Below are 26138 nucleotides of genomic sequence, written 5' to 3' on the forward strand. Positions count from 1 at the left end.
CAGTGCTCCTAGATGATCGAGTGGCGCGAGCTGATGCCGCCGTCGACCGTGACGATCGTGCCCGACGTGTACCCCGAGCGGTCCGAGGCGAGAAAAACCATCAGGTCGACGACCTCGGGAACGGTTGCCGGTCGGTTCAGCGGATAGCGTTCCAGCAGGCGGGTGAACTGGCTTTCGTCGCCGTACAGGTCAAGCGCGCGGCGCCGCAGGAGCTTGTAGATCCGCTCGGTTTCGACCGGACCCGGGTTTACGCCGACGACACGGATCCCGTCATCCAGGCTGCGTCCGCCGAGCGCCCGGGTGAACGCCATCAGGCTGGCGTTGCCGGAGGTTCCGGCCACGTAGTCGGGGTCGTAAACCTGGCCGGCATTGCCGATGTTGTTGACGATGACGCCGCCACCACGGTCGCGCATGATCGGGTAAATCGTCCGGGTCAGATTGATGTAGCCGTACACCTTGAGATCCCACCCCTCGCGCCAGGAGGCTTCACTGACGGATTCCAGGTTCCCGCCCGGGATGCTGCCGGCATTGTTCACCAATATGTCAACGTCGCCCGCAACCGCAGCGATCGCGTCTATGACCCCGGGCGCGGTCAGATCGCCCGGTAGGATTTCGACCGCCACCCCGTAGCTTTCGCTCAACCGGGTCTTTACCGCCAGCAGGCGGACCTCGTTCCGGGCGACTAGCAGAAGGTTCACGCCCTCGCGCGCGAAAGCTTCGGCGAGCCCCTCGCCGATTCCCTGCGAAGCGCCGGTAATAAGCGCCCGCCGGCCAGCTAACTGAAGATCCAACCGCTACCTCTTTCGTGCTTCATTGATCCAACGAAGGGGAATCAGAACAACTCGCTGGCGGCGACTTTCCCCCGGCATCGCGCGACCGCTTCATCGAGGTGATTACAGAACTCGGCGATCCATTCGCTCGGCACCGTGGTGCCCACCTTTACGAATCGCTCGGCGAAGCGGTCCGTGTGATACCTTGCCTGGCGAATGAGGACGTTGCGCTCGAGGTAGTACTCGCACAGCCGGTCGGGCGCGATCGACGCTCCGCTCACGTCAATGCAGACGAAGTTGCCGTTGGATGGGTAAACGGTCAATGCCAGGCCCGGAATTGCATCGACCGCGTTCTTGATCGAGGCCTGGTTGGCAAGCTGTGCTTTATGGACCGCGGGAAACCACTCCGCCTTGTGCTGCAGTCCGGCCAGCGCGGCGCGCTGCGCCAGGACCGATGCGCCCAGATTGTTCGGCGGCGCCTCGGCCAACCGCGCAATCATTTCCGGCGACGCCACCAGGGCGCCGAGGCGCAGTCCGGCGATGCCGAGCCATTTGGAAAAGCTGTAGGTCGTGATCGTTCCTTCTGGGTAGTGCTCGGCGGCGAGCGAATGCCGGGCGGCGAAGTGGCGGTAGGTGCAGTCGTGGATCAGGATCGATCTGGCGGCGCGGCAGACTTCGGCAATTTCCCTCAATTCGTCTTCTGACTGGACCGACCCGAGCGGGTTGCTGGGATCGACCAGGTAGACCAGGCGGGTCCGGGGCGTGATTGCCGCGCGCAACCGGTCGGGACAGAGCCTGAACCCGGCCGACCGGTCGTAGATCGGAATTTCCGAGACCGTGGCGCCGGCGCTGGCGGCGAAGCGGCGCGGCCAGAGCCAGCCCGGGTCGGTGAACAGCATTTGGTCGCCGGACCCGATCAGCGTTCGGCACGCGTGGTAGAGGCCTTCGATCGCCCCGTCGGTGACCAGCACTGAGAATCCGGCACCGACTCCGAGATCGGCGAGGATGCCCCGGCGCAGGGCCTCAAGCCCGAGCGGCGGCGCGTAAAGATGGAATTCGCCCGAATCTATGCATTTGAGCATCGCCTCCCGAACGGCCGGATGGGGCTGGAAATGGTTGGTGTTCTGACCCAGCCATCTGAGTTCACGGCGCGAGACCAGCTCGTCGAAATGGCGATTGCGGCGCTCAATCACCGGTTGTTGCCAGTTGGCTGCTCGGTCCGGACCGGCGCGTCACGGCCGCAAACGATTAACCGGACGGGTTCGACCAAACGCATGCTCTCATTTTTGACTGTTTGCGCCTGGTTCCGTCCAGTCTGGGCCACGGATGTCACTGCGGGAGTCTCAGTCACCTCCGGGCCATCGGCACCCTTGCGCTTGCCCGGTCGCGGGCGGCGTTAATCGCGCCTCCGGTGATCGGCGCGCGGAAAGGGTCACTTGATCCCCGTCAGTTGGTCAGGTGCAGTTCGGCGATTGCGATGCCCGCCTCGCCGGCGATCGCGTAGAGCAGATATACCCGACCGGCTTCCTCGAAGATCGCCGGATCCCGCAGCTGGTTCACGCGGCCGTAGGCGACGCTGCCCATCGACGGCTCCAGCGGCAGTTCGGCGCCCTCCCAGCTCCTTTCCGGCCGCAAGACTTCAACCGCCTTGGTCTCCTTCCACTGAGTCCATGGGGCCGAGAGGTCGATCGTACTCAGCAGGATCCGTTCCGGCGCGTGCCCGACCTGCGTCCAAAACACGTGCAACCGCTCCCCCCGCTTGAGGACCGCGCAATGCCGCATGTCGGGGTTGAAAAGGGTCGGACCTTTTTCGAATCCGGACAGGCCATCGGTGGAGCGGTAGACGTGGCCGGGCATCGCGATGCCAAACGTGAAACCGTCATGTTTGAACGCTCGGAGGTAGGTCCGTCCGAGGATCTCCGGGCGGGCCTGGAAGTTGATCCCGTCCCGCGAGACCGCTACCCGGCTCCTTTGTACTCCGAAATCCTCCAACCCGTGGAAATACATCACGATGCGTTGGTTCTGCTCGTCCGCGTGCGCGTCCGGCGATGCGATGTGCGGAGTCGTGAACTCGGCGAGCAGCGAGTGCGGAAGCCGGTTGTAGCGGGGGTTCTGCCGGTGCCGCTTCACCGCCCTGTTCAGCATCCTCTCGTCGAACTCCGGCGGATCGCTCGGGAAATGCGAATGTTCGATCCGCAGGCTGCCCGGGGAATGAATCCTCCAGGGCCCAAGCAGGTCGTCGGCGTGCGCCAATCTGATATGGCTGCCCTTGTGGTCTGCGAAATACAGGTAGTACCTGCCGAGCGGTTGCTCGACCCAGTCGGGGACCCGAATCAGCGAAGGTCCCTGGATGTTGCGGCCGGCGATTGGGTGGGTCTCCGGGCAGATGATCGGCCCGTCGCTAAGGCGTTCCACCCGGATGGCCGGGAGCTTCGCATCACCCATGTCGGCTCCGGGCGTTGCCGCCAACAAGACACCCTTGGGCGCCGGCAGGGCACGCAATGCCTATCACGCGCGCCGGCGGGCGGGTCGGCAACGGTCCGCCCGCCCGCCGGCCGCGGCCAGGGCTCGAGCCGTCTGCGCGCATTCGCGGAACGACGACGTTACTGAGCGAATCGAATTGAATGCCGGGAAGCCACGCTCATTCAAAGCCGTCGCCGATTACTCGGGCGCCGCGGGCCCAAGACCCGGGATCCGGATTACTCCGAACCGGCCTGATTGGCCGAATCCGCGGGAGCTTGGCCAAGCGTCCAGCCGCCGTCGACCATGTAGATGCCGCCGGTGCAGAAGCTGGCCTGATCGCTGGCCAGGAACGCCATGAGCCGCGCCACTTCCTTGGGTCTGCCGTACCGGCCCAGCGGGATCCGGGACTGCATACGCTCCCGGGCCTGCTCGGCGGTTTCCCGCGGTCCGCTATCTGCCTCCGCCCGCATGTGCTCGATCGAGCGCATCATCCTGGTCTGGATCGGGGCCGGATTCACCGTATTGACCCGGATTCCGTGAGCGGCCCCCTCGATCGCCGCAGTGCGGGCGAGACCTATGACCGCGTGCTTGCTGACCGAATAGCCCGACATGCCTGCCGATCCGCTGACGCCGGCCGTCGACGACGTGATCACGACGCTGCCGCCGCCGCCGCGACGCATGACCGGAAACACGTGCTTAAGCCCCAGGAACACGCCGCGCACGTTGACCGACAGGACCCGGTCGAAATCCTCGTCCGCATATTCGGAAATGAGGGCAACCGGCCCTTCGATCCCGGCGTTGGCCAGCAGGACGTCTATGCCCTGCCATCGCCCGGTGGCAGCGTCAACGTACGCCTTGGTCTGCGCGGGGTCGGTCACGTCGGCGGCGCAGAAGTTGGCGTTACCGGGACCCAGCGACTCGACCAGGCTCCGGAGCGCATCCTCGTCCAGGTCGACCAGGGTGAGTTTTGCTCCGGCTTCAACGAACCGGCGCGCCGCGGCCCGGCCTATCCCTCCGGTCGCTCCGGTGATCACGGCGACCTTTCCCTGCAGCTGGGTCAATTCGCGCCCCTTTGGCGAAGACGGTCGGCCGAGGTTTGGATTGGCCCTCCAGCCGGAACTTTTCAACCGGCCGATTCTTACCCAAAGTTCGCCGCTGGCCGCAAGATTGGATCGCTCAAGCCGAATGCCAAGACCGGTCCGGCGTCATCGGTCGTTTGCCCGCCGGCAAACCCGAACCAGCAAAGGTACGTATACATTTGGGCAGCGTTTTCGGCCGTCGATTGGTGTCCCGCCCGCATTGTTTGCATACAGGTTGAACCTGCCGCCAGCTGCAACCGTGCCGGCCTTTCGGCGCCCGCCGGGCCGGCGGCCTGGCCAACGCCGATTGCTGCGGATGCTCCGGATCGGCTTGCTGGCGGCGTTTTTGGCACTGGCCGTCCAGTCCGCGCCCGGCGCCGGCGCCCAGACGCTCGATTACCCGATCGCGGAGGGCTGGTTCTTTACCCAGGGCGCGACCGATACGCCGGACCCGCAGGACGGATTCGCGGTAATTGACGACGGCCAGGCCCGATTCTGGAGCGCGTTCCAGGATAACGGCGGGGTGGCCGCGGTCGGTTATCCGATCTCGCGCCGGTTCGTCTGGGACGGATTCACCACCCAGGTAATGCAGAAAGCGGTCTTCCAGTGGCGTCCCGAATCCGGCAGCACGGCGTTCGTGAACGTCTTCGACGACCTCACGGGCCGGGGCCACGACGCGGCGCTGGCGAAACTGCTGGTTCCCGAGACCGAAACGTTCGCCGACGAAGGTTCGCTCAACTTCAGCGAGATCGTCCGGAAGCGGATCGCGTTGCTGGAAGTTGAACCGCAACTGCTGGCGACCTACCAATCGGTGCCCGATCCGCTGCTCACCTACGGACTGCCGACCTCCCGGGTGCGCGAGTACGAGGGACTTCGCTCCATTCGCTTGCAACGCGCGGTGCTGCAACTCTGGACCAGCGATTTCCCGTGGGCCAGCGCCGGTACGGTGACGGTCGCCAACGGCGGCGACCTTGCCAAGCAGGTCGGGATGTTTGCCGGCGCGCCACTGCAACCCGAACGAGCCGACCGCTACGTGACGCCCGGGACGTTTATCTCCGAACCCCCGGAGATGCCGGTGGTCGACGTGGTAGCGGGAGCCCGCGCCGCGGTGGTGCGCATCGAGGGGACTACCGGATCAGGTTCGGGATTCGTGATCGATCCCGAGGGCCACATCCTCACCAATGCCCACGTGGTGGAGCGCGTGGGCGAAATGGAAGTCGTTCTCGAGGACGGCAGCCGCTGGGAACCCGAACTGATCGGAATCGACTCGGCCCGCGATATCGCATTGCTAAAAGTCAACCCCGATTCGCCATTGCCTTTCCTGTCCCTGGCCACGAACGTCCGCGCCGGGGAGTCGGTCGTGGCGCTGGGTTTCCCGCTTGGACTCCAGGGCGGACTGACGGTGACCACCGGAATCATCTCGTCGCTCGAACGCGTCCTCGACGATGTGATCCACCTGCAGACCGACGCGGCGATCAATCCGGGCAACAGCGGCGGACCGCTGCTGAACCTGCGTGGCCAGGTCGTGGGCATGAACACGTCCGGGATTCCCTCGCGGTTGGCCCAGGGGATCGGATTCGCAATTCGCCACGACGAACTGGCCAATCGCCTGCCGGAGCTGCTGTCCGGGCGACTGGCCCCCAGCACGCAATCGCCGCCGACCAACGAGACCACTCCATCAGGAGCTTCAGATTTCGGTCCCGCCAGCGGGACGCTGAATCACGATCCCGATGATGGTTTCATCAAAGGCGTCGCAGCCGGCTTCGACGCGGCCGACTTCGTTATCGAGGCCACCTTCTTCAATCCCTACAGCGCGGCGGCCGGCGGATTCGACTACGGATTCAAGTTCCGTGACGCCGGCGGCAATGCCTTTTTCCTGATCGTCACTTCCGACGCCTCCTGGCGCCTCTTCTACGGCGACGACCCGCCGCGGACGTTAGTCGGCGAGGGCCGCATGCCGCGGTTCCGCGACGGCGTGGGCGAATCGAACCACCTGAGCGTGATTGCGGTCGGCGAAAGCGGGTGGCTATTCGGCAACGGGGAGCTGGTCGCCGGATTGGAGCTGGACGCCGTGACCGGAGCCGGCGACGTGGCGGCGATTTCCGGTTACTACAACCGCCACCAAGTGGCTGGCGCGGCGACGCGGTTTGAGAGCTTTGCCGGGCGCGGCCTGCAACCGCACTTCGATTCCGGCGCCGGGATGCTGGAAAGGGTTGATGACGACAAGATCGCGGTGCTGCAGAGCGGTGCTTTTGCCCGCGACCTGGTCGCCGAAGCGGAAGTTCCCCTGCCGACCGAAACCGACTGGGACGCCGGATTCATATTTAGAAATTCCCAGTCCGACCGGTTTGAAATGGTTGCCCTGGACGGAGACGGCGAGGTCTTCCACTACACGCGCACTACCGGCGAGGATCGTTTCGATCGGCTCGGCACCGGTCAGGCGCCCGAACCCGTAGAGGGCCAGGTAAACCGTCGGCTGCAGCTCATTGCGACCGGGTCCTCGGGTTGGTTCTTTGTCGATGGGAAACTGGCCCTGGAACTCGACTTAAGCCACAACCTGGATCGTGGCTTCATCGCCCTGGCTGGTGGGATCATCAGCGGCAACCGCAATCTTGAAGAGTTCGACAGCTTCCGCGTGTTCACGCCTTAAAGCGGACCGGATCATTACGCGCCGGCAGCCGCGGCCCAAAACCGCCGGACGCCGACCAAAACTGATTGGCCTTGGGTTCTCGGCCGTCCGCCATATCCGGCAACAGATTAAAAACGCCGATCGACTGGGAGCCCGCGAACTTGTCTAGCATCGGCTCGCGGGCCGGCGTTGGCGAACCGCTCTATTGGGTCGGACCGCATCGATTTTTCAAAGGTTGGAATTGAGGCCAGACAGTGCAAATGGAGCTCGGGGCGTTTTCGATCAGCCTCGCCGTCGCCGACATCGACGCGTCACGGAGGTTCTACGAACACTTCGGGTTCAAGGTGATCGGCGGTGACCGGGATGCGAATTGGCAGATCCTGCGCAACGGCGATCACACGATCGGGCTGTTCGAAGGCATGTTCGAGGAGAACATCCTCACCTTCAACCCGGGATGGGACCGGTTCGGCCAGGAGTTGGACTCGTTTGCGGACGTGCGGCAGATCCAGCACCGCCTGAAGGACGCCGGCGTGGACCTTATCAGCGAGGTCGACCCGGAAGGATCTGGCCCGGGCAGCCTGATGGCGATCGATCCGGATGGGAATCCGATCCTCATCGACCAGCATCGCTAGGGGCATCGCAGCGGGCCAAAGCGCCGCCGCCAGCGTGTTCGCCGGCACCTCAATGCCCCCTGGCGCCGGCCTGCAAACTGTGCTGTCGGCCGGCAGCCGAGCGCGGTGCTACCGGATAATTCGGTCAGATGTCTGACGTTGAGTTGCGGAAACCCGAAGTGCTCGTCGTGCGCGAGCACGAGCGGGAGATCGAGATCGCCTCGGGCGCCATGACCCGGATAGCCGGGGTATCGGAAGCGCTGACCGGGGCCAAGGGGATACACCTGGCCGAAGCGTTGATCCCGCCCGGTCGCTGCTCCACCGCCCACTACCACAGCAATTGCGAGTCGGCGATTTACGTGTCCGCAGGCGAAGGTCTGATGCTCTCCGGCCACGATCTCGAAATCGAGGAGGTCATCGGCCCCGGCGACATGATCTACATCCCTCCCGGCGCCGCGCACCAACCGGTCAACACCAGCGACGACCAGCCGCTGCGGCTCATCGTTGCCCGCAACACGCCGGTCGAACTGGTCGTGGAAATGGACGGCAAGGGCCGGACCGATTGTTGACCGGCCGCGCGGTCGAATACGCGGGCTGCGGGTGATCCGATCGACCCAGTTTTCGTAGTTACCTAATGACTGCGAATTACCCAATTGAGACCCAAAGGACCGGTGCCGGCTTGAAGCGTATCTGGACGGGGCTGCTGCTAACCGTGGCGCTTGTTGCGTTGGCAGCCTGCGACATCGGCCAATCCGAAGATCCGACACCGACCGCAACCGTGCCGCCGGCCGCCACGGCCGCGCCGGTGGCAGAGCCCACCACGCTCGCCGAACCGGAACCGGTGGAAGAACCCGCCGAACCGGAGCCCGAACTCACACCCGCTCCGGTCCGCGAGCGCGAACCGGAGCCCGCGCCCGAGCCGGGCCCGCCCCTGGCCTTTGATCCGAAGGTCATTCGCGGCACCCTGTCCAACGGCCTGAGCTACTACATCCGGCCGAACTCCGAACCCCGGAACCGCGCCCAGATTTCGCTGGTCGTCAAGGCCGGGTCGGTCCTGGAGGAAGAGGACCAGCGCGGATTGGCGCACCTGGTCGAGCACATGGCTTTTAACGGGACCGAGCGGTTCGCCAAGCAGGAGATCGTCGAATACCTGGAGTCGGTCGGAGGCACGTTCGGGCCCGACATCAACGCCCAGACCGGTTTTGACAGCACCCTCTACTGGGTCGAAATCCCGACCGACGATCCCGAAATCACCGAGACCGCGTTCCAGATCCTTAGCGACTGGGCCTACGCGATCGCCTTCGACCCAGAGGAAGTGGATCTCGAGCGGGGCGTCGTCCTGGAGGAATGGCGGCTGAGCCAGGGATTCAGCTCAAGGCTGCAGGACAACCTGCTGACCCTGCTTTTCGGCGATTCGCGCTACGCGCAGCGGGCCCCGATCGGCCTGCCGGAGGTGATCGAGAACGCCCCGCCGGAGCGCCTGGTCGACTTCTACCGGCGCTGGTATCGGCCCGACAACATGGCGATCGTGGCGGTGGGGGAATTCGACCCGGCGGCCATCGAGTCCAAGATCAAGCAGCACTTCGCCCCGCCGCCCGAGGGCCAGGCCGGTCAGGCCGCGGCCGCCGTCGGCGATCCGACCGCCCGGCCCAGTATTGAGATCCCAGGGCACGCCGATCCGCGGATCGAAGTTTTCACCGACCCCGAGTCTCCCGGCGTCCAGTTCATCCTGGTGCGCAAGATCTCTCCGGAGGACGGCCAGGACGCGGCCGCGTTCCGGCGGATCGTGGTCGAAAGACTGGCCTTCATGATGCTGAACGCGCGCCTGTTCGAGCGCGCCCAGGTCGAAGACCCGCCATACCTTTGGGCCGGCGCGGCGCGATCCCCCTACGTGGAAAGGCTGGATATTCTGACTTTCTCCGGCTGGGTCGAACCGGGCGGGGTCGAGCGCGGCCTGGGGACGATGCTCGAAGAACTGCGGCGGGTGCAATTGCACGGATTCACCGAAACCGAACTGGCGCGTGAAAAGGAAACCCTGCTGCGGGCGATTGAGAGCGCCTATACGCAGCGCGAACAGACCCCGTCGTCAAGCTTCGTTGGCGAGTACGTCGACCACTTCCTGCGCGGGATCCCCGCCCCCGGGATCGAGGCCGAGTGGGGCTTTTACCAGGAGGTTCTGCCGCAGATATCGCTGGCCGAGCTGAAGACCTCGACCGATCGATGGACCCGGTCGGCGGACACGGCGCTGCTCGTAGTCCGGCCCGGCGGGGACGACGCGCTGCCCGACGCCGACCTGACCGCCGCGCTGCTCGGCGATCTCGAATCGGCGCCCGGCCTGGCGCCCGACGCGTATGTCGACGCGATCGAGGACATACCGTTGCTGGCGAATCTGCCCGAAGCCGGCAGCATTGTCGCCGAGGAGTCGATCGAATCGATAGATGCCCGCAAGTGGACCCTTTCCAACGGCATTACGGTCTACGCCAAAAAGACCGATTTCCGGGACGACGAGGTCGTCTTCAACGCCTACAGCCCCGGCGGGCACTCGCTGGTCGAGGACGCCGACCACGTATCGGCGATCTACAGCGATACGCTCATTTCCGGCAGCGGGGTGGGCCCGCACGACAGCGTGGACCTGGACAAGCTGCTGGCCGGCAAGCGGGTTGCGGTCGCGCCCTACATTTCGGAGCTCTACGAGGGGTTCAGCGGCAGCGCGTCGCCGCAGGACCTTGAAACCATGTTCCAGCTGATCACCCTGTACGCCACCCAGCCGCGCCTGGACCCGGCGTTCTACAGCCGCTACCGGGCCAGCCTGGAAAGCGTGGCCGAGACCCGGGCCGCCGATCCCGACGCCATCCTCTTCGACCATGTGGGCCGACTGCTGAGCCAGGGCCACTTCCGGGCCCGGCCGTTGACCGCCGAGTTGATCAAGGAGCTCGATCCGGAGCGGGTGCAGGCCGTTTACGCCGACCGGTTCCGTGATCTGGGCGATGCCACCTTCGTGTTCGTGGGGGCATTCGACTGGGAAAACCTGCGCTCGCTGACCCGGACCTACCTGGCCAGCCTGCCGGCCGGCGGGGTCAAGGAGAGCTGGCGCGACGTTGGAATCGATCCGCCGACCGGTCTGATCGACGAGGTCGTAAACAGCGGGCTTGAACCGCGCGCGGCGACGGTCCTGATATTTGCCGGCGAGGCCGAATTCAGCCAGCGCGAGGCGCTGGCCCTTTCGGTCGCCGGCGATGTGCTCGGCATACGACTGCGCGAGAGCATCCGCGAGGCCCTGGGAGGTACATATGCGATCCAGGTCGACGCCTCGCGGAGCAGGCTGCCGGACGCCGAATATCAGGTCTCGATCATCTTCGGCAGCGATCCGGAAAGGACCGACGAACTCCTGGCCAAGGTCCTGGAGGAGGTCGAATGGCTGCGCGCGGGGGCGGCGGACTCATACCTGGCGACGGTCAAGGAACAGTTCATCAGCGCCCGCGAGGAGCAGCTGCGTGAGAACGGTTTCTGGATGCGGCAGATTCTGAGCGCTTCGCAGCGCGCCGACTCGTTTGGTCAAATCGCCGACCTGGAAGAACGACTGTCGGCGCTGACGCTCGACGACATAGCGGCGGTGGCCCAGCGGGTTCTGCCGCTCGACCAGTACCTGCGGGTCGTCCTGCTGCCCGAGGAAGGATGACCCCCGGCCCGAAGGAGCTCGGGTCCGGGCGGGTGAACCGATTGGCGGTGCCCGAGCGGCCGCCCGCCGGTCAATAATTGCGCGCGGGCCTCGAGCGGAGCCATAAATGAAGCTGTCCTGCCAGGAAAACCTGGTCCCCGGCGCTACGTTCGCCGACCGCCTGGCCAATCTCGCCGCTTGGGGATATGAGGCCGTCGAGCTCACCGACTTTGACGGGTTGCTGCGCTCGCGGGTTGCCGAGATCAAGTCCGCCCTGGCCGACAGCCCGGTCCAAGCCAGCACCATTTGCGGCGGCAGCAACGTGCAGTTCATCCACCCTGATCGGACCAAGCGCGAGGAGTCGGTCCGCCAGCAGCGCGAAATACTAAAGCTCTGCGCCGAATTCGGCGCGATCGGCTGCATAGTGGTGCCGATGTTCAATCACGACACCCGGATCCCGGGGCTCGAACCGATCGCCACGACCGGCCAGCTGCAGCGGGAACTGCTGGTCGCCCTGATGCGACCCTTGGCGCAGGAGGCCGCTGACCTGGGCGTGTGCGTGCTCCTGGAGCCTTTGATCCGCTACGAGTCCGACTTCCCGCGCGATCTGGCCGAGGCGGCCTCGATCTGCGACGAGGTCGACAGCCCGGGCCTGAAGTTGATGGCCGACTTTTTCCACATGAACGTCGAGGAAGCCGATATCGCTTCCAGTCTCAAATCGGCCGCCCGGCACCTCCGCCACGTCCACCTGGCCGACAGCAACCGGCAGGTTCCGGGGCGCGGACACACCGATTTCGTGGCGGGATTCAAGGCGCTGCGCGAGATTGGCTACGATGGGTTCGCCGCTCTGGAATGCCGGATCGCAGAACCGAAAGGCAAGACCCTCGCCGAAACGGCCCGGTTCCTCCGCGAATGCCTCGACCAGGCCCAATAGCAGTTCGCGCAACCGGTGATTGACTAGCGTGGCCGATTCGCCCGCGTAGCGAAGCGAGGAATCCAATCGCCGCCAGAAGCCACGGCCGAATCCGCGCCCCGAGCGTTGCCGATGTTCCCTACGCGGACTTATCGCCCCGCAATGTCTGCGACATCTACCTGCCGCCGGCGGCGCCCGGCGCCGGACCCTGTCCGGTCGTGGTATGGATTCATGGAGGCGCATTCCGCATTGGCGACAAGCGCGACCTGAAGATGCCCGGTCCGATCCTGGACGCCGGGATGGCGATCGTGAGCATCAACTACCGCCTGAGCCAGCATGCGATATGGCCGGCCCAGCTTGAGGACCTGGCCAACGTGAGCAGGTTCATAAGGGCCAATGCGGCCGAATTCGGATTCGACGACGGCCGGCTGGCCGCGTTCGGGTCCTCGGCCGGCGGCCATCTGGCGGCGGTCATGGGGATCGCATTCGCCGACGATCCGGAATTGCGGATTGACGCGGTCGTGGACTGGTACGGACCAATTCACTTCCAGCACATGGACAGCGACATCGCCTTAACCGGGGTGACACGCGGATCGCCTCCCAATGGAGAAGCCGGATCGCCCGAATCGGACCTGATCGGCGCGGTCGTGAACGATCGCCCCGATCTGGCCTATGCCGCCAGCCCCCTGCATTACCTCGAATCGGCCGGCTCGGCGCCGCCGTTCCTGATCATGCACGGCGACCAAGACCCGCTGATCGGAGCCCCGCAGTCGGTACGACTGAAGGACGCCCTGCAGGAGCGATTCGGACCGGAAGCCGCAGAGTACTACCTTCTATCCGACACGGGTCACGGGGGCGGCGCATTCGATTCGGATTGGGCGCAGGACCTGGTGGTTGGATTCCTCAGACGCACGTTGGCGTAATTCCCGCCAAAACGAATCCGCCGCAAACAACCACCGCAGTGATCAGTTGATTTGAGCCGCCCGTGCGCCGCTGGATCAGGGCAAGATCACTTCAGCGATCGCAAGGCCCTCAGTACCGCCGGTCCGTGCTCCTTGGGCCGCGCTCGCTTCCACACCTTCAGCAGGGACCCGTCGGGCCCGATAACGAAAGTGGAGCGGGTAAGGCCCAGAAACCTGCGTCCGTAGAAGACTTTTTCGCCCCAGGCGCCATATGCATTGGCCACCTGAGCGTCCTCGTCGACCAGCAGCGGGAAGGGCAGGGCGTGGTTGTCGCGAAAGTTGCGGTGCGAGTGGGCGTCGTCGCTGGATATGCCGAGCACGACCGCGCCCTCGGCGGCGATTTCATCGTGCGCGTCCCTGAATGAGCAGGCCTGGGCGGTGCAGCCCGGCGTGTCGTCGCGCGGATAGAAGTACAGAACGACGGTGCGTCCGCGGTATTCGGACGACCGGTGGACGTTGCCGTCCTGATCGGGGAGTTCGAATTCCGGCGCGGGATCGCCCGGCGCGAGCGTGATTGCCACCTGAATCCCTTCCGAGGGCTGCGGGACCGATTGCGCGACGGTAAGATTCTGGCCCGCCAGTGTAGTTCTCAGATCCCGCCCAAACCGCCGAGACGGCCATCGCGTAGTTACAAATGGATGCAAATGCCAACCGGGATCGGACCGGGTGAAATCAGGGCCATTGCGCCGCTTCCGACACGTACTCTTGCTGGCGCTGGTTCTGGCGGTAACCGCCTGCGGACCGCTCGGCGAGAGCGCCGTGACGGGCCAGGTGACGTTCGCCAGAAATGTCCAGCTGCCCGATGGCGCAGTGGTGGTCGTCTCGCTTAGTGACATTTCCCTGGCCGACGCCCCGGCGGTGGAACTGGGCCGCACGGTCATCGAAAACCCGGGGCAATTGCCGGTCCGATTCCGGGTCGCCTACGACTCGGCCGCGATAAACCCGCGCAACGAGTATTCGCTGCAGGCCAGGATCACTGACGGCGATTCCCTGCTTTATGTCAACGACACGGTTCATCCGGTGTTGACCCGCGGTGCGCCCGACAACAGCGACGTACAGGTCGTCTCGGTAGATCCCTACGATCGTTGCGTGGCGCCCCTGCCCGTCCGGATACACACCGACCCTGCTGATCGGGTTGCTTTTGACGACGCCGAGATTCGCGTGCGGCTGGTGGACGTTTCCGATCCGGACGACCGAACCATAGTCACCGAGTCCCGCCAGGCCGGATATTCCGGATCGTTTCCGATCGAGATTTTTCTGCCGGAGGAAGGCGTGGCAATTTCCCGCCACCGCCGCTATGAACTGGAGGCGGAAATCTGGATTTCCGGCGAGCTCAGGTACCATATCCCCCGTGAGGAATGGCGAACGGTCCGGCCGGCGCACTGCCCCGATACCGAGAACCCGCTGGTTAACGACGTTTTCCCGGTCGGTCTTATAGGTGGCGATCCGGCCTGAATTCAACCCGGTGGTAGTCCGGGATCGGCTCCGAAAGGTCCAGTCGCGCGGCGGCTTCCCCTGCGCATCACTGGTCCCGGCACCGCACGCCGAGTCCTGCATCATGCGCGCCGCGTGATTGAACCGTTCGGTCACGCAAGCTTCTTGTATGTTGAGCGGGTGGAGTCCGGCGCAGCGCGAACGGCGATCGCCCGGCGGGAAGCCGAATAGCCAAAGGGTCGTTTTCGCGCATTTCCACCACCGGGAGGTGACCAATGCAGGGGTTCTGGGATTTGCTGGGTGAAATCACGGCCTACGACGTAGCCGCGGTCGATCCCCGGATTCAGGCGGCCATTGTGGTGCTCGTGAGCGCGGTCGTGGCCAAAACGGCCGATTGGATCATCACGCGGTTGCTGCTGCGCTGGGTGCGCAGAACCGAAAACGACTTTGACGACCGGCTCGTCGAGATCTTGCACCGGCCAGTCTTTCTATTGGTGTTGCTCGGCGGCCTTGCCGTCGCGTCAACCCTGCTGGTCCTGGACGGGTGGGCGCAGACTATCACCTTCGGAATACTCGGCACGCTGGCCGTGTTCGTCGTCCTGGTCCTGGCCGTTCGCCTGAACCAGCTGACCCTGGAGGGGTTGAGCCGGAACCAGGAGCGCTTCCGCTACGTCGGGCAGCGCACGATGCCGCTGTTTAGAAACATCAACAATGTGCTCCTGGTCGGAATCGCGGCGTATTTCCTGCTGCTGGTCTGGGACCTGGACGTGACGGCATGGCTCGCCTCGGCGGGGATCCTGGGCATCGCGGTCGGGCTCGGCGCCCGCGATACGGTCGCGAATTTCTTCGCCGGCGTGCTGATCCTGGCTGACGCACCCTACCGGGTAGGCGATTTCATCGTCCTGGACACCGGCGAACGGGGCCAGGTCACCCATATCGGTCTGCGCAGCACCCGGCTCCTGACCCGTGACGACATTGAGATCACGATCCCCAACGGGATCATGGGGAACATCAAGGTCATCAACGAGACCGGCGGTCCCCACACCAAGCACCGCATCAGGATTCGCGTCGGGTGCGCCTACGGTTCCGACATCGACCGCGTAAAGCAGGTCCTGCTGGAGGTGGCCGAAGGCCACGGTGGCGTTTGCCGGGACCCTGAACCCAGGGTCCGGTTTCGCACGTTCGGCCCCTCCGGCCTTGACCTGGAACTGCTGGCCTGGGTCGACGAACCGGTGCTGCGCGGGCGCGTGACCGATGCACTGAACACCGAGGTCTACCGGAGATTTGCCAGCGAGCGGATCGAGATCCCCTATTCGAAGCAGGACCTCTACGTCAAGGAACTGCCCGCGCCCTCAGGTCGCTAACCGGTAACCGGCGGCCGCCGGATCAGGAACTCAATCTCTCCCGCCCCGCCCGCGCGCCCGGGACCGGCGTCGGCGCCGGGGGAGGTGAGGATCTCCCGTATCCCTTCGGCGAAACTGACCTCGGAGTCATCCTCCGGGCAATACCCCAAGTACTTGCGGGCGCTTTCCAGCGACCAGAAAGCGCGTGTATTGTCGGAAATCCCGTAAACGACCTGCCAGGGTATTTCGTGCTCGTTTTCGATGGCCGGCGCCTCAATCGCCCGGCGGATGAGCTGGGTCAGGTCGCGGGGCGACAAGTACGCGCCCAGATCGCGCTTGTAGCCCCTGGGGTTGTCGGGGAAGTCCTCGGTCCGGATTTCCCGCGGGGCGCCGATGCGCACCATCACAACCTCCAGCTTGCGTCCGAAAACCCCGCTGGCGAATACGAATCCAATGTGCTCGTAGGTCGCCTTGGCCCAACCGTAGAAGTTGTCGGACAGCGGGAGCCGGTATGGGTCCAGGTTTTCCAGCTTGCGTTCGTGGATGAGGTTGTGCTCGTACCAGTCGGCGGCGTGGTTGGAGCTGGCCATGACCACCCTTTTGACGCCCGCTTCGTAGGCCGAACGAAACACGTTGTAGGCCATGGCCACGTTCACCTGTTCGTCGAAGAAATCGTCCAGCAGGTCCCAGCGCCGGCGCTTGTAACCCAGGTGTACAACGGCGTCTTGGCCTTCAAATAACCGCGCGTATTGACTCCGATCAGCTACGGTCAGGTCGGAAATCTCAACCCCATCGACCGTGCGGCCGTCGCGATCGGTGTCGACGACATCGGTCAGGGTCAGATCAAAGCGCTGACGGAAGGCTGGCAGGAGCTGTCCGGCGACGTATCCGGCAGCACCGGTCAGTAAAACCTTGCGATCTTGCATTTGCGTGCCTCCTATTCCTCATTCATTAGAGCCTTGCCCGTTCGGCCGCGGCGGCGTTATTCCGAAAGCGACATCGAGATGACGGTTCAGTCCTTTGCAGCACAAGATTGCCGGCAGTGGTGGCGCCCCGGCGGAAGGCGCGACGGAAGCAATGGTCGCCTGAGGGATTGCGCCAGAATCGGGCCGACGATCGGGAGCTGCAGGACAGACGGAGGGATTGCCGTGAAGCGGTTGATGTTCGAGGGTCTCTACTCGTGGTCCGTGTTCGATGAGGAGAAGCAGTTCGATTTCAACGGACATCTGTGGGTGCGGCCGGAAGGCAACGTATTGATTGATCCGGTGCCGATGGGAGCGAGCGATCGGGCGCAACTGGCTGCACTGGGCGGCGCGACGACGATCGTGTTGACCAACCGGGATCATGACCGCGAGGCCGTCGAGTTCAAGGAGCAATTGGACGCCCAGCTGGTCGCGCACGCTGCGGAGGCGCCACATTTCGAGTTTCCGATCGACCGGACGGTGGCCGATGGCGAGGAGATCGTGCCGGACTTACGCGTGCTGCACCTGGAGCACGGCAAGAGTGCGGGCGAGATTGCCCTGATCGGGTTAGGCGGGCAGGTTGCGTTCATCGGCGACTTTGTGTGGGGCTCGCCGGCCGGCGAGCTGAGCCTGGGGGCGCCGCAAAAGGTGTCCAATCACGCGCAGGCGTTGCTGCAGCTACGCAAGCTGCTCGCCATCCGCCCCCTCGACGCCCTCCTGCTCGGTGACGGGCATTCGATTTACACGGGTGCCCGCGAAGCACTGCTGATGTTGCTTGAGTCGCGCTCGGACATCTACATCAACCGAATCAACCTGGATGAGGTGGATTGGGATACGCGATCGGGTCCGGGGCCGTACCGCCTTGAGAGCAAGGACATTGATGCGCTTATCGGGGCGCGGCGGCTGGGGTACCAGTTGGTGCGGCTCGCGCCCGGCCGCGCAACCTATCCGCGACACTTCCACCACGTCGCCGAAGAGATGTTCTACGTCACGGACGGGACATGCACCCTTTTGACGGACCGCGGCGAATTCGCGGTGCGGGCGGGAGATTTCATCGCCGCACCCTCCGGCCCGCGCAGCGCCCACAAGTTCGTCAACAACGGCACGGCGCCCTGCACGATCCTGATGCTGGGCACCGTCCCGACGGTGGACAACGTGGAGTACCCGGACTCGGGCAAGGTGAACGTGGGTGCGGTGCGCCGCCTATTCCGGTTGAAGGACGCGGTCGACTATTTCGATGGCGAGGCCTGATGCGGCTTGGTGCGACTCGACGGCCGGAAGCATGTCCGGGACGCCAGCGGTCCGGAAATGAGAATCAGGCAGCCGGTCCGCGCATTTAGCGTCGTGTCGGCGCGTCCCATTCAGCCGATAGGGCTTCCGATAGGCAGGTGACCCTTGTACGTGATAATCGCCCCCGTTCAAATCAAACCGGGGTCCAAGGACGAATTCGTCGAAGCCATCATTGGCGATGCGGTGGGGTCCGTCAACGATGAACCGGGTTGTCACCGATTCGACGTGATCCAGGACGGCGAAGACGAAAACCGGGTCTGGCTGTATGAGATCTACGACGACGAAGCCGCCTTCAAGGCCCACCTGGAGACGCCGCACTTCATCAAATTCCGCGATGCCACCGCCGACATCATCGTCGACGGCCTGCAGGGGGCGGCGCTGGGCAGCACCAACATATGGCCGACCGACGAGAACTGGAAGTAGCCGATTCCGGGCCGGTAGATTCCGAAATCAGCCGAACAAGACCCGGGCCTTAACGCGGTTCCGGAGTCCTGGCCCGGCGATTCCTCCCGATTGAGGCCCGAACCTCCGCCAGGGGCGGATGACCGGGACCGGCAGACCATGGCGGAACCATTGCAATTCCGCGCAGTCGGGCCAGGGAACTGGCCCGACCTGGCGCGCCTGTTCGAAGCCCGCGGGGGACCCAAGTACTGCTGGTGCACCCTTTGGCGGCCGGGGAGAAAGTCGGACCGCCAGGACCCGGCCTGCAAACGCTCCGTACTGCGCCGGGCGGTCCTGGGCGGCACGCCGGTCGGATTGCTGGCATATTCCGGTCCCGAACCGGTCGGCTGGTGTTCGGTCGCGCCGCGAGAAACATTTCGCGATCTAGGGGGCGGCGCTTACGCGGCCGGAATAAGCGTCTGGGCGGTGGTCTGCTTTTTCGTGCCGCGGCCCATGCGCCGCCAGCGGATCCAGGCCCGGCTCCTCAACGCCGCCTGCGAGCTGGCGACCGAGGCCGGAGCCGACGTGATCGAGGGTTATCCGGTGGACCCAGGGTCACCAAGTTATAGGTTCATGGGGCTGGTGCCCACTTTTCGGGCGGCCGGTTTTGAGGAGTTCGGACGGATCGGCAAACGCCGTCACGCCATGCGGCGCTGGCTGGGGGCCGCGCGAGGGTAGGGAGTCCCCGTCGGGTGGGCCAGGCGGAGCGCCCGCCGATTGCACGGGCGATACCTATCGCCGACTACCCCCTGCTCGGATTGCCAAGCCCCGGGGCGATCGACCACCATGGGATTTAACCGAACCAGATTCCCAGGTACTTGGTAAGCCAGAAAAGCGCCACATAGGTGATGACGGCGGTTACCGGAAGCGTCGCGAGCGCGATCCAGTGGCGCCGCGCGCCGCCAAGCGAGCATGAATTTCTTCTACGGAGGTAGATCAAGACCGCCAAAGCGGCGACCAGGAGGCCGGCCCCCCGGAAATACCACCCGTACTCGTAATACAGCGTGTCCCCCAGGGAGATTGCCTCGACCGCGGTCAAGACACCCAGCAGAACCATGAGGACTGGCGACACGCAGCACATGATGGCGGTCACGCCGGCCAGCAGGCCCATTCCCAGGCCAGAGCGCAGGTTGGCGTGGCGGCGACTCCGGCCCGCGTCCGGATGTGAAGTCAACGAATCGCGCCGGATTCGATCGACGGGATATCCACGAACGAGGGTGCCGTCGCGGTCCGCGGGCTCCGGTTTGGGACCCTAGCCATCCGGGTTCACGGCGGGTGCCCGGTTCATCGTGGTGAAGGTGGGCCGGGCGGCCCCGGAATCAGCAGGTTGGTGGCGGCCACGTATTGCCGATAGGCGGGGTCCTGGCCCCATTTGCGCTTGGCGCTCTTTTCCAGTTGCGGAATCCCGGTTCCGAACCTGAGCAAACCGACCAAGGTGATCGGGCCAATCGCGCCCAGCCAGGACCAACCGCTCAGATCCGCGGCGACGAAGATGAATACGCCCCACCAGAGGACCAGTTCCCCGAAATAATTCGGGTGCCGGCTCCAGCGCCAGAGCCCGTGCGCCACCCATCCCTGGGCTCGATCTGGATTGCGCTTGTGGGCAAATTTCTGGGCATCGGCGATCGATTCCAAAGCCAGGCCGACCACCCAGATCGCCAGCCCCAGCCAATGGACTGGGCCCAGGCGATCGGGTACATGCCAGGCGAACCAGACCGTCACCGGCAGCATCAGCACCCACACGAACAGGCCCTGCAACGCCCAGAAAGCCAAGAACTTTCGCAGGTCCCCGCGCATCCGGTCGAATCGCGGATCGTGTCCCATCAGCAGGATTCGGCGCACCAGGTAAGCGGCCAACCGCACCGCCCAGGCCACGACCATTGCCGTCAAGACGATCTGCGCCCAACCGTCGGCGCCGGTTTGCAGCAGCAGGAACGCCGCCAGGGCGATGAAGCTGAGGCTGTATGAAAGGTCGGTTACCTTGTCCGACCGAAAACCGGCGGCGAATGCAAAGAAAAACGCCTGGATCGCCAGGCTGAGCGCGAGCGTCGCCAGTAGGTACGTCAATGCCGTCTGCGCAATTGCCGGCCGGCCGAACCGCCGGGCGCCGTGACCCGGTCCGAGCGCTTCGGCAATCCATCCGCCCGAACAAATGATCCGTAGTACATATCAGTTTCGGATACGAACCGGACCCGTTAAGGGATCGAACGGGTGGGCCTACCGGCCGGCCCGGCCGCAGTCACGCGACGGTCAGCTGGATTCGCGCGGGATCGGTCGGCCTGTGCTGCCTGGGCGCGCCGGCCGGAGTTCCAATTCGGATGGTTTCAGAGCCCGGACGCGGGCGAGGTCGCACGCGCGCGCACGGGCCGGATTGCGGGCGGATTCCCGCCCTGACGGAGCAGCCATTGCGCATTGCAATCATCGGATCCGGAATCGCCGGCCTGACCGTCGCCCACCGCCTGCATTCGCGCCACCGGATCTCGGTTTTCGAGCGACGACCCAGGATCGGCGGGCACGTGCATACCGTCTCTGCCAAGCTCCAGGGAAAGGTCTACCGCGTCGACACCGGGTTCATCGTCTACAGCGAAGAAACCTTTCCAAATTTCTCGCGCCTCCTACGGCAGTTGGCAGTACCCACCCGGGAAACCGAGATGAGCTTCAGCGTCCGCCATGATCGCAGCGGGGTCGAGTACAGCGGCGCCTCGCTGAACGGCCTCTTCAGCCAGCGCAGCAACCTCCTGCGGCCGGCCTTCCTGCGCATGCTCTACGACATCAACCGCTTCAGTCGTGAATTCAACTCGCCGGGACGCTGGCCCGACATCGGCGACGGCCCGATCGTCCAGTTCCTGGCCGACCGCGGATACCGACCCGAATTCCTGGAGCATTACCTGGTGCCGCTGGGCTCGGCGTTGTGGTCGGCTCCGCCGGCGGCGTTTCGCCGTTATCCCGCCAGCTTTGTGATCCGGTTCCTGCGCAACAACCGCCTGTTGCAGACCGGGCGCAGACCCCGCTACCGATTCATCGCAGCCGGCTCCGCCAATTACCTGGACGAGCTGACAACCCTATTCAAGGACCGGATCCGGGTCGGGTGCGGGGTCCACCGGGTACGCCGCCGCCAGAAGTATGTTGAAGTTGATGCTGCGGGCGGTGGTCGGGAACAGTTCGACCAGGTCGTGATCGCCTGTCACGCCGACGAAGCGCTGGATCTGCTGGAGGACCCGGACGAAACCGAAAGAGAACTCTTGGGGCAGTTTCCTTACCAGGCCAACTCGGTCCTTTTGCACACCGATCCGTCGGTCTTGCCGCGAAACCGCCGAACCTGGGCAAGTTGGAATGTTCACGCTCCGCCGGTCGATCAGGACAGCGTTCGAATCACTTACAACATGAACATCCTGCAAAAAATTCCCGGCCCGCACGTCTTCAACGTCACGCTAAACGACCAGGGAAGCATTCCCGCCGACAAAATCCTGGGTCGATTCACCTACCGGCATCCGCAGTACGGTCCCGGTTCGGAGCGGGCCCAGAGCCGCCACCGCGAGTTGATCGGGCGCCGCCGTACTTCCTTCTGCGGGGCCTACTGGGGGTTCGGGTTCCACGAAGACGCGGTCAACAGCGCCCTGGCGGTCGCGAACGTCCTGGCGCGGGAATGACCGCGATGAATAGCTGCATATACGAAGGCGTAGTCCGGCATGCCCGCCACCGGCCGGTGCGGCACAAGTTCTCATTCCGGCTGTTCCTGCTGTACCTGGACCTGGAGGAAATCGACGCGGTGTTCGCCGATCGCCTGTTCTGGTCCGCGAATCGCCCCGCGCCGGCCCGCTTCCGGCGGGGCGACCACCTGGGCGACCCCGACCTGCCGCTGGACGAAGCGGTGCGCAGGCTGGTACGGGACCGGACCGGCAGTCGGCCCGGCGGGCCGGTGCGATTGCTGACGCACCTTAGTTATTTCGGCTACTGCTTCAACCCGATCAGCATCTATTTCTGCTTCGCCCCGGATGGATCGGCGATTGATTTCCTGGTTTTGGAGGTAAGCAACACGCCCTGGAGGGAACGCCACTGCTACGTCCTGGATACGCGCGGCCAAACCGGTAGGGTCCTGCTCCAAGACAACCAGAAGCAATTCCACGTATCCCCTTTCATGGGGATGCAGATGGGGTACCGCTGGGCGGTAGGTATTCCCGGGGAAGCGCTGGCCGTGAGCGTGCAGGGTTCGGATCCGGCCGGCGGGATGTTTGTTGCCGAAATGGAATTGGAGCGCGTTCCCATTCGCGGAGCGAGTCTGGCCCGCTGTCTGGTCAAGTACCCGTTCATCACCGGCCGGGTCCTGGCAGCGATTTATTGGCAAGCTTTCCGGCTCCTGCTCAAGGGAGCGCCGTTCTTTCCTCACCCGGGCAAGCGCACCGACAACCGAACTTCGGGCCATGCACCTCCCGCAAACGTTCGGAACCAGATTGAAAAGCGGACCGGCGGCCGCAATTGATCGAATCCGGCCCGCGGCGCGATGCCTCGGAACGGTTGCTGGCCGCCGGGATCGCCGCCGCCGAGTCCGGGGCCCTGCCGGACCGGTTGCTGCGGTTTGCCGCGCGCCGGTTCTGCGAGCGCCGCCTGGCCTCGGCCGCACGCGGTTGGTCGCCGCTGTCGCTAGCGGACTGGAAAGGGCAGTTGAGCGACGGGCCGATCGCGCCCGAGCCAGCGTCCGCCAATCGCCAACACTACGAGGTCCCTACCGATTTTTTCAGCGCCGTGCTAGGACCGCGGCTCAAGTACAGCTGTTGCTTCTGGCCACCGGGAACGAACACCCTGGCCGAAGCGGAAGTGGCGGCTTTGGAGACCTACCGTTCGCGGGCCGGGATCCAGGACGGGATGCGGGTGCTGGACCTGGGGTGCGGATGGGGAGCGCTGGCGTTGTGGCTGGCAGAATCCTGCCCCGGAGTCCACGTCACCGCGGTTTCCAATTCCTCAACCCAGCAGGCCCACATCCGATCCCGGGCACGGACCCGGGGGTTGAAAAACGTCGAAGCGGTAGCCGCCGACGTGAATTCCTTCGATCCCGGGCGTCGGTTCGACCGCGTCGTGTCAATTGAGATGTTCGAGCACCTGCGCAATTACCGCGCCATGCTGGCCCGCATCAGGAGTTGGCTCAAGCCCGACGGACGCCTGTTCATCCATGTTTTTGCCCACAACCGGCTCACGTACGGATTCGAACCCGGCGGCGCCGGCGATTGGGTCGCCCGCCATTTTTTCAGCGGCGGATTGATGCCCGGACGCGACCTGCTGCCGTGCTTTGGCGAAGACTTCCAATTGGAGCGGGACTGGTGGTGGTCAGGGCGGCACTACCAGTTGACGGCCGAAGCCTGGCTGTCGCAGATGGATGCCGAGCAAGAAAAAGTGCTACAGATTCTCTCGCGAACCCATGGGCAGGTTGAGGCCCGGCGCTGGTACCGCCGGTGGCGGCTGTTTTTCATTGCCTGCGCCGAGCAATGGGGTTTCTCGGGCGGAAACGAATGGGGCGTGGGCCACTATCTGCTCGCACCGCGATTCGATAACGCCGATTGCTAGTCCCAATTCCGGCCGACCATGCATTCGCGGCGGCCGGAGAGGTCCTGGGGCGGCCTACTCCTCCCGGGCCCGCCGCCGGACGCGATCGATCCAGAAAATGTTGCCGGCGACCAGGATGCCCGCGCCGATCCAGCAGATCGTGCCGAGCGTCGGATCATGCTGGAGACCCAGCCCAAGACCGAGATAAAAGAGGACGAACGCAATCGCGAACAATGCCACGTGGGCGCCCATTCGCAGACTCCGGGCAAGCATCCCCGCCTCCGATTTCCGGCAACTGTCCAAGTTCGATTCTGCGCACGGAGGGAATGACTGGGGCAAGGATCTCGAATGGCAATTGTTGAGGGGCATCGCGTAATGCGGGTGATGGTTCTGGCAAAGGCCGCTCCGGACTGCGAGGCGGGCCGGTTGCCATCGGCGGAGTTGCCCTTCGGGAGCGACTAGAAGACCGCTAGCGGAGAAGCCGCCCCGGCGATCGACCCCCAGCAATCGGCGGCGCCGGCACTTGAAAGCCAATTGCGGCGGATTCCTGAAAACCGAGCGATTGACGGCCGTGAGCCGCCACGGCGGACAAAATGGGCATGAGCCGGAAATCCGCTAGGAGTCAATTCGGGGTGCGCGCGCGAATCGGGGTGATCGGCACCGGGTGGTGGGCAACCCAGCACCATATCCCCAGCCTCTTGAACTACCCGGCGGCCGACCTGGTGGGGATTTGCGACCTGAAGCCGGAAAAGCTCCAGCGGGCCGCCGATTATTACGACATTCCCGGCCGCTTCACCGACCACCGCGAGCTGCTGGCGGCGAACCTCGACGGCGTCGTGGTCGCGGTCCAGCACGCCTACCACTACCAGGTCGCCCGCGATGCCCTGGACGCGGGCGTGAGCGTCTTGGTGGAAAAACCGATGACCCTGCACGCGCACGAGGCGTGGGACCTGGTGGATCGGGCCGCGGCCGGGGACCTGCACCTGATGGTCGGCTACACGTTTCACTTCACCCGCCACGCCAAGGCCGCCCACGAAATCGTCAGGTCGGGCCGGCTGGGGGAAATCCAGTTTGTTTCGGGGCTGTTCGCCACGATGGTCGAATCGTATCTGCGGGGACGCCCGCAAGATTATGTCGACCATTTCCAGTTCCCGGTCACCGGACCCGAGCCATCGACGTACTCCGATCCGGCGATCGCCGGCGGCGGACAGGGCGTTCTCCAAGTCACGCATCCGATGGGAATGGTGCTCTGGGTGACCGGCCTGCACGCGATCGAGGTCACCGGGTTCGTCGAGAACTTCGATCTCGCCGTCGACCTGGCGGACGCCTTCTCGTATCGCCTCAGCAACGGCGGCGTCGGGGTGATGGGATCCACCGGAGGGGTCCGTCCCCACCAGTCACCGCTCCAGGCCAACACCTACTTCGGCAGCGCGGGGATCATCGAGCAGGACCTGACCGGCGGGATCCTGCGGGTCAGCTACCATGACGGGACGTCGGAGGACTTCGCGGATCTGACCGGGGACGAACTCTATCCCCAGCACGCTCCGGCCAGGGCCCTGGTCGACCTGATCGGCAAGGGAGGCGAGAACCGCGCGCCGGGCACCGTCGGCGCCCGAGTGGTCGAATTCCTCGAAGCCGGTTACCGGTCCTCGGCCGAAGGCCGGACCGCCCGGATCCCCGCCCGTCCAGGAGATTGACCGGGCAAGTGCAGCGCGTCGGGTTCCTCCTCAAGGTACGTGAAGACCGGATCGACGAGTACAAGCGTCACCACCGCGCGGTCTGGCCGGATATGCTGTCCGCATTGCGCCGGCACGGTTGGCGAAACTACTCGCTGTTCATGGCCCCCGACGGATTGCTGTTCGGCTATTTCGAGGCTGATGAGAGCTTTGCTGAAAGCCTTGCCGGGATGGCCGACGAGGAGGTAAATACCCGCTGGCAGGAATTCATGGCCGAATTCTTCGAGGGCCCGCCGGGCCACCCCGACCAGCGCATGCTGGAGCTGGAGCAGGTCTTTTTTCTTGACTGACTCCGGTTACCGGCCGGAA

The 26138-nt window shown here is 64.7% G+C and carries 24 protein-coding genes; 16 read left to right on the forward strand and 8 right to left on the reverse strand.

Features of this window, described 5'->3' with window-relative positions:
* Nucleotides 1-8 precede the first annotated feature (8 nt).
* From F4X41_00520 to F4X41_00535, 4 genes are all read right to left on the reverse strand, one after another.
* Nucleotides 9-791 (reverse strand): SDR family oxidoreductase, encoded by a 783-nt coding sequence (locus tag F4X41_00520; protein ID MYB15510.1) that lies wholly within the window; start codon nt 789-791, stop codon nt 9-11.
* Between the two features lie 41 nt (nt 792-832).
* The gene (locus tag F4X41_00525; GenBank protein ID MYB15511.1) at nt 833-1963 is read right to left on the reverse strand and encodes a pyridoxal phosphate-dependent aminotransferase; all 1131 of its coding nucleotides are present in this window, start codon (nt 1961-1963) and stop codon (nt 833-835) included.
* Between the two features lie 253 nt (nt 1964-2216).
* Nucleotides 2217-3215 carry a hypothetical protein gene (locus tag F4X41_00530; protein MYB15512.1) on the reverse strand — a complete coding sequence of 333 codons (999 nt, stop codon included), beginning with the start codon at nt 3213-3215 and terminating at the stop codon, nt 2217-2219.
* 254 nt (nt 3216-3469) lie between these two features.
* Nucleotides 3470-4294, reverse strand: a complete 825-nt coding sequence (locus tag F4X41_00535) for an SDR family oxidoreductase (protein ID MYB15513.1) — start codon at nt 4292-4294, stop codon at nt 3470-3472.
* Between the two features lie 124 nt (nt 4295-4418).
* On the opposite strand from F4X41_00535, the gene F4X41_00540 reads away from it, so the two are divergent.
* From F4X41_00540 to F4X41_00565, 6 genes are all read left to right on the forward strand, one after another.
* Nucleotides 4419-6962, forward strand: coding sequence for a trypsin-like serine protease (locus F4X41_00540; GenBank protein ID MYB15514.1), 2544 nt, complete (start codon nt 4419-4421; stop codon nt 6960-6962).
* Nucleotides 6963-7201: 239 nt separating this feature from the next.
* Nucleotides 7202-7573, forward strand: coding sequence for a VOC family protein (locus tag F4X41_00545; protein MYB15515.1), 372 nt, complete (start codon nt 7202-7204; stop codon nt 7571-7573).
* 128 nt (nt 7574-7701) lie between these two features.
* Nucleotides 7702-8121: a cupin domain-containing protein gene (locus tag F4X41_00550; protein ID MYB15516.1), complete on the forward strand. Its 420-nt coding sequence runs from the start codon at nt 7702-7704 to the stop codon at nt 8119-8121.
* Nucleotides 8122-8231: 110 nt separating this feature from the next.
* Nucleotides 8232-11231, forward strand: coding sequence for an insulinase family protein (locus tag F4X41_00555; GenBank protein ID MYB15517.1), 3000 nt, complete (start codon nt 8232-8234; stop codon nt 11229-11231).
* 106 nt (nt 11232-11337) lie between these two features.
* Entirely contained in the window at nt 11338-12144 is an 807-nt protein-coding gene (locus tag F4X41_00560) for a sugar phosphate isomerase/epimerase (GenBank protein ID MYB15518.1), read from the forward strand.
* 35 nt (nt 12145-12179) lie between these two features.
* Complete coding sequence (locus F4X41_00565; protein MYB15519.1) at nt 12180-13046, forward strand: alpha/beta hydrolase; 867 nt, start codon at nt 12180-12182, stop codon at nt 13044-13046.
* 86 nt (nt 13047-13132) lie between these two features.
* On the opposite strand, the gene F4X41_00570 is transcribed toward F4X41_00565, so the two are convergent.
* Nucleotides 13133-13921 (reverse strand): thioredoxin-dependent thiol peroxidase, encoded by a 789-nt coding sequence (locus F4X41_00570; GenBank protein MYB15520.1) that lies wholly within the window; start codon nt 13919-13921, stop codon nt 13133-13135.
* Here F4X41_00570 and F4X41_00575 point away from each other — a divergent pair.
* Together F4X41_00575 and F4X41_00580 are read left to right on the forward strand one after the other, a co-directional pair.
* A complete protein-coding gene (locus tag F4X41_00575; protein MYB15521.1) occupies nt 13899-14540 on the forward strand; it encodes a hypothetical protein in 642 nt (213 codons plus the stop codon). The genes F4X41_00570 and F4X41_00575 overlap by 23 nt on opposite strands.
* A 254-nt stretch (nt 14541-14794) precedes the next feature.
* Complete coding sequence (locus F4X41_00580) at nt 14795-15883, forward strand: mechanosensitive ion channel family protein (GenBank protein MYB15522.1); 1089 nt, start codon at nt 14795-14797, stop codon at nt 15881-15883.
* Here F4X41_00580 and F4X41_00585 read toward each other — a convergent pair.
* The gene (locus F4X41_00585; protein ID MYB15523.1) at nt 15880-16788 is read right to left on the reverse strand and encodes an NAD(P)-dependent oxidoreductase; all 909 of its coding nucleotides are present in this window, start codon (nt 16786-16788) and stop codon (nt 15880-15882) included. The two genes, F4X41_00580 and F4X41_00585, sit on opposite strands and share 4 nt — an antisense overlap.
* Before the next feature lie 78 nt (nt 16789-16866).
* Between F4X41_00585 and F4X41_00590 the strand changes: the two genes are divergently transcribed.
* From F4X41_00590 to F4X41_00600, 3 genes are all read left to right on the forward strand, one after another.
* Nucleotides 16867-18075, forward strand: coding sequence for a cupin domain-containing protein (locus F4X41_00590; protein MYB15524.1), 1209 nt, complete (start codon nt 16867-16869; stop codon nt 18073-18075).
* A gap of 144 nt (nt 18076-18219) precedes the next feature.
* The gene (locus tag F4X41_00595; GenBank protein MYB15525.1) at nt 18220-18537 is read left to right on the forward strand and encodes an antibiotic biosynthesis monooxygenase; all 318 of its coding nucleotides are present in this window, start codon (nt 18220-18222) and stop codon (nt 18535-18537) included.
* Between the two features lie 138 nt (nt 18538-18675).
* Nucleotides 18676-19233 carry a GNAT family N-acetyltransferase gene (locus tag F4X41_00600; GenBank protein MYB15526.1) on the forward strand — a complete coding sequence of 186 codons (558 nt, stop codon included), beginning with the start codon at nt 18676-18678 and terminating at the stop codon, nt 19231-19233.
* 115 nt (nt 19234-19348) lie between these two features.
* Here F4X41_00600 and F4X41_00605 read toward each other — a convergent pair whose 3' ends face one another.
* Nucleotides 19349-19729 (reverse strand): hypothetical protein, encoded by a 381-nt coding sequence (locus F4X41_00605; GenBank protein ID MYB15527.1) that lies wholly within the window; start codon nt 19727-19729, stop codon nt 19349-19351.
* A gap of 110 nt (nt 19730-19839) precedes the next feature.
* A complete protein-coding gene (locus tag F4X41_00610) occupies nt 19840-20712 on the reverse strand; it encodes a DUF1295 domain-containing protein (protein MYB15528.1) in 873 nt (290 codons plus the stop codon).
* Nucleotides 20713-20960: 248 nt separating this feature from the next.
* Here F4X41_00610 and F4X41_00615 point away from each other — a divergent pair, with 248 nt between their 5' ends.
* From F4X41_00615 to F4X41_00635, 5 genes are all read left to right on the forward strand, one after another.
* Nucleotides 20961-22205 carry an FAD-dependent oxidoreductase gene (locus F4X41_00615; protein ID MYB15529.1) on the forward strand — a complete coding sequence of 415 codons (1245 nt, stop codon included), beginning with the start codon at nt 20961-20963 and terminating at the stop codon, nt 22203-22205.
* Between the two features lie 5 nt (nt 22206-22210).
* Nucleotides 22211-23035, forward strand: coding sequence for a DUF1365 domain-containing protein (locus F4X41_00620; protein ID MYB15530.1), 825 nt, complete (start codon nt 22211-22213; stop codon nt 23033-23035).
* Nucleotides 23035-24114, forward strand: a complete 1080-nt coding sequence (locus tag F4X41_00625) for a class I SAM-dependent methyltransferase (GenBank protein ID MYB15531.1) — start codon at nt 23035-23037, stop codon at nt 24112-24114. The genes F4X41_00620 and F4X41_00625 overlap by 1 nt, the downstream gene beginning before the upstream one ends.
* Nucleotides 24115-24686: 572 nt before the next feature.
* Nucleotides 24687-25790, forward strand: coding sequence for a Gfo/Idh/MocA family oxidoreductase (locus F4X41_00630; GenBank protein MYB15532.1), 1104 nt, complete (start codon nt 24687-24689; stop codon nt 25788-25790).
* An 8-nt stretch (nt 25791-25798) separates the two neighbouring features.
* On the forward strand, nt 25799-26119 hold the full coding sequence (locus tag F4X41_00635) for an L-rhamnose mutarotase (GenBank protein ID MYB15533.1): 321 nt from the start codon (nt 25799-25801) through the stop codon (nt 26117-26119).
* The last annotated feature ends 19 nt before the right edge of the window (nt 26120-26138 follow it).

The organism is Chloroflexota bacterium, from assembly GCA_009840625.1.
GTDB lineage: Bacteria > Chloroflexota > UBA11872 > UBA11872 > VXNJ01 > VXNJ01.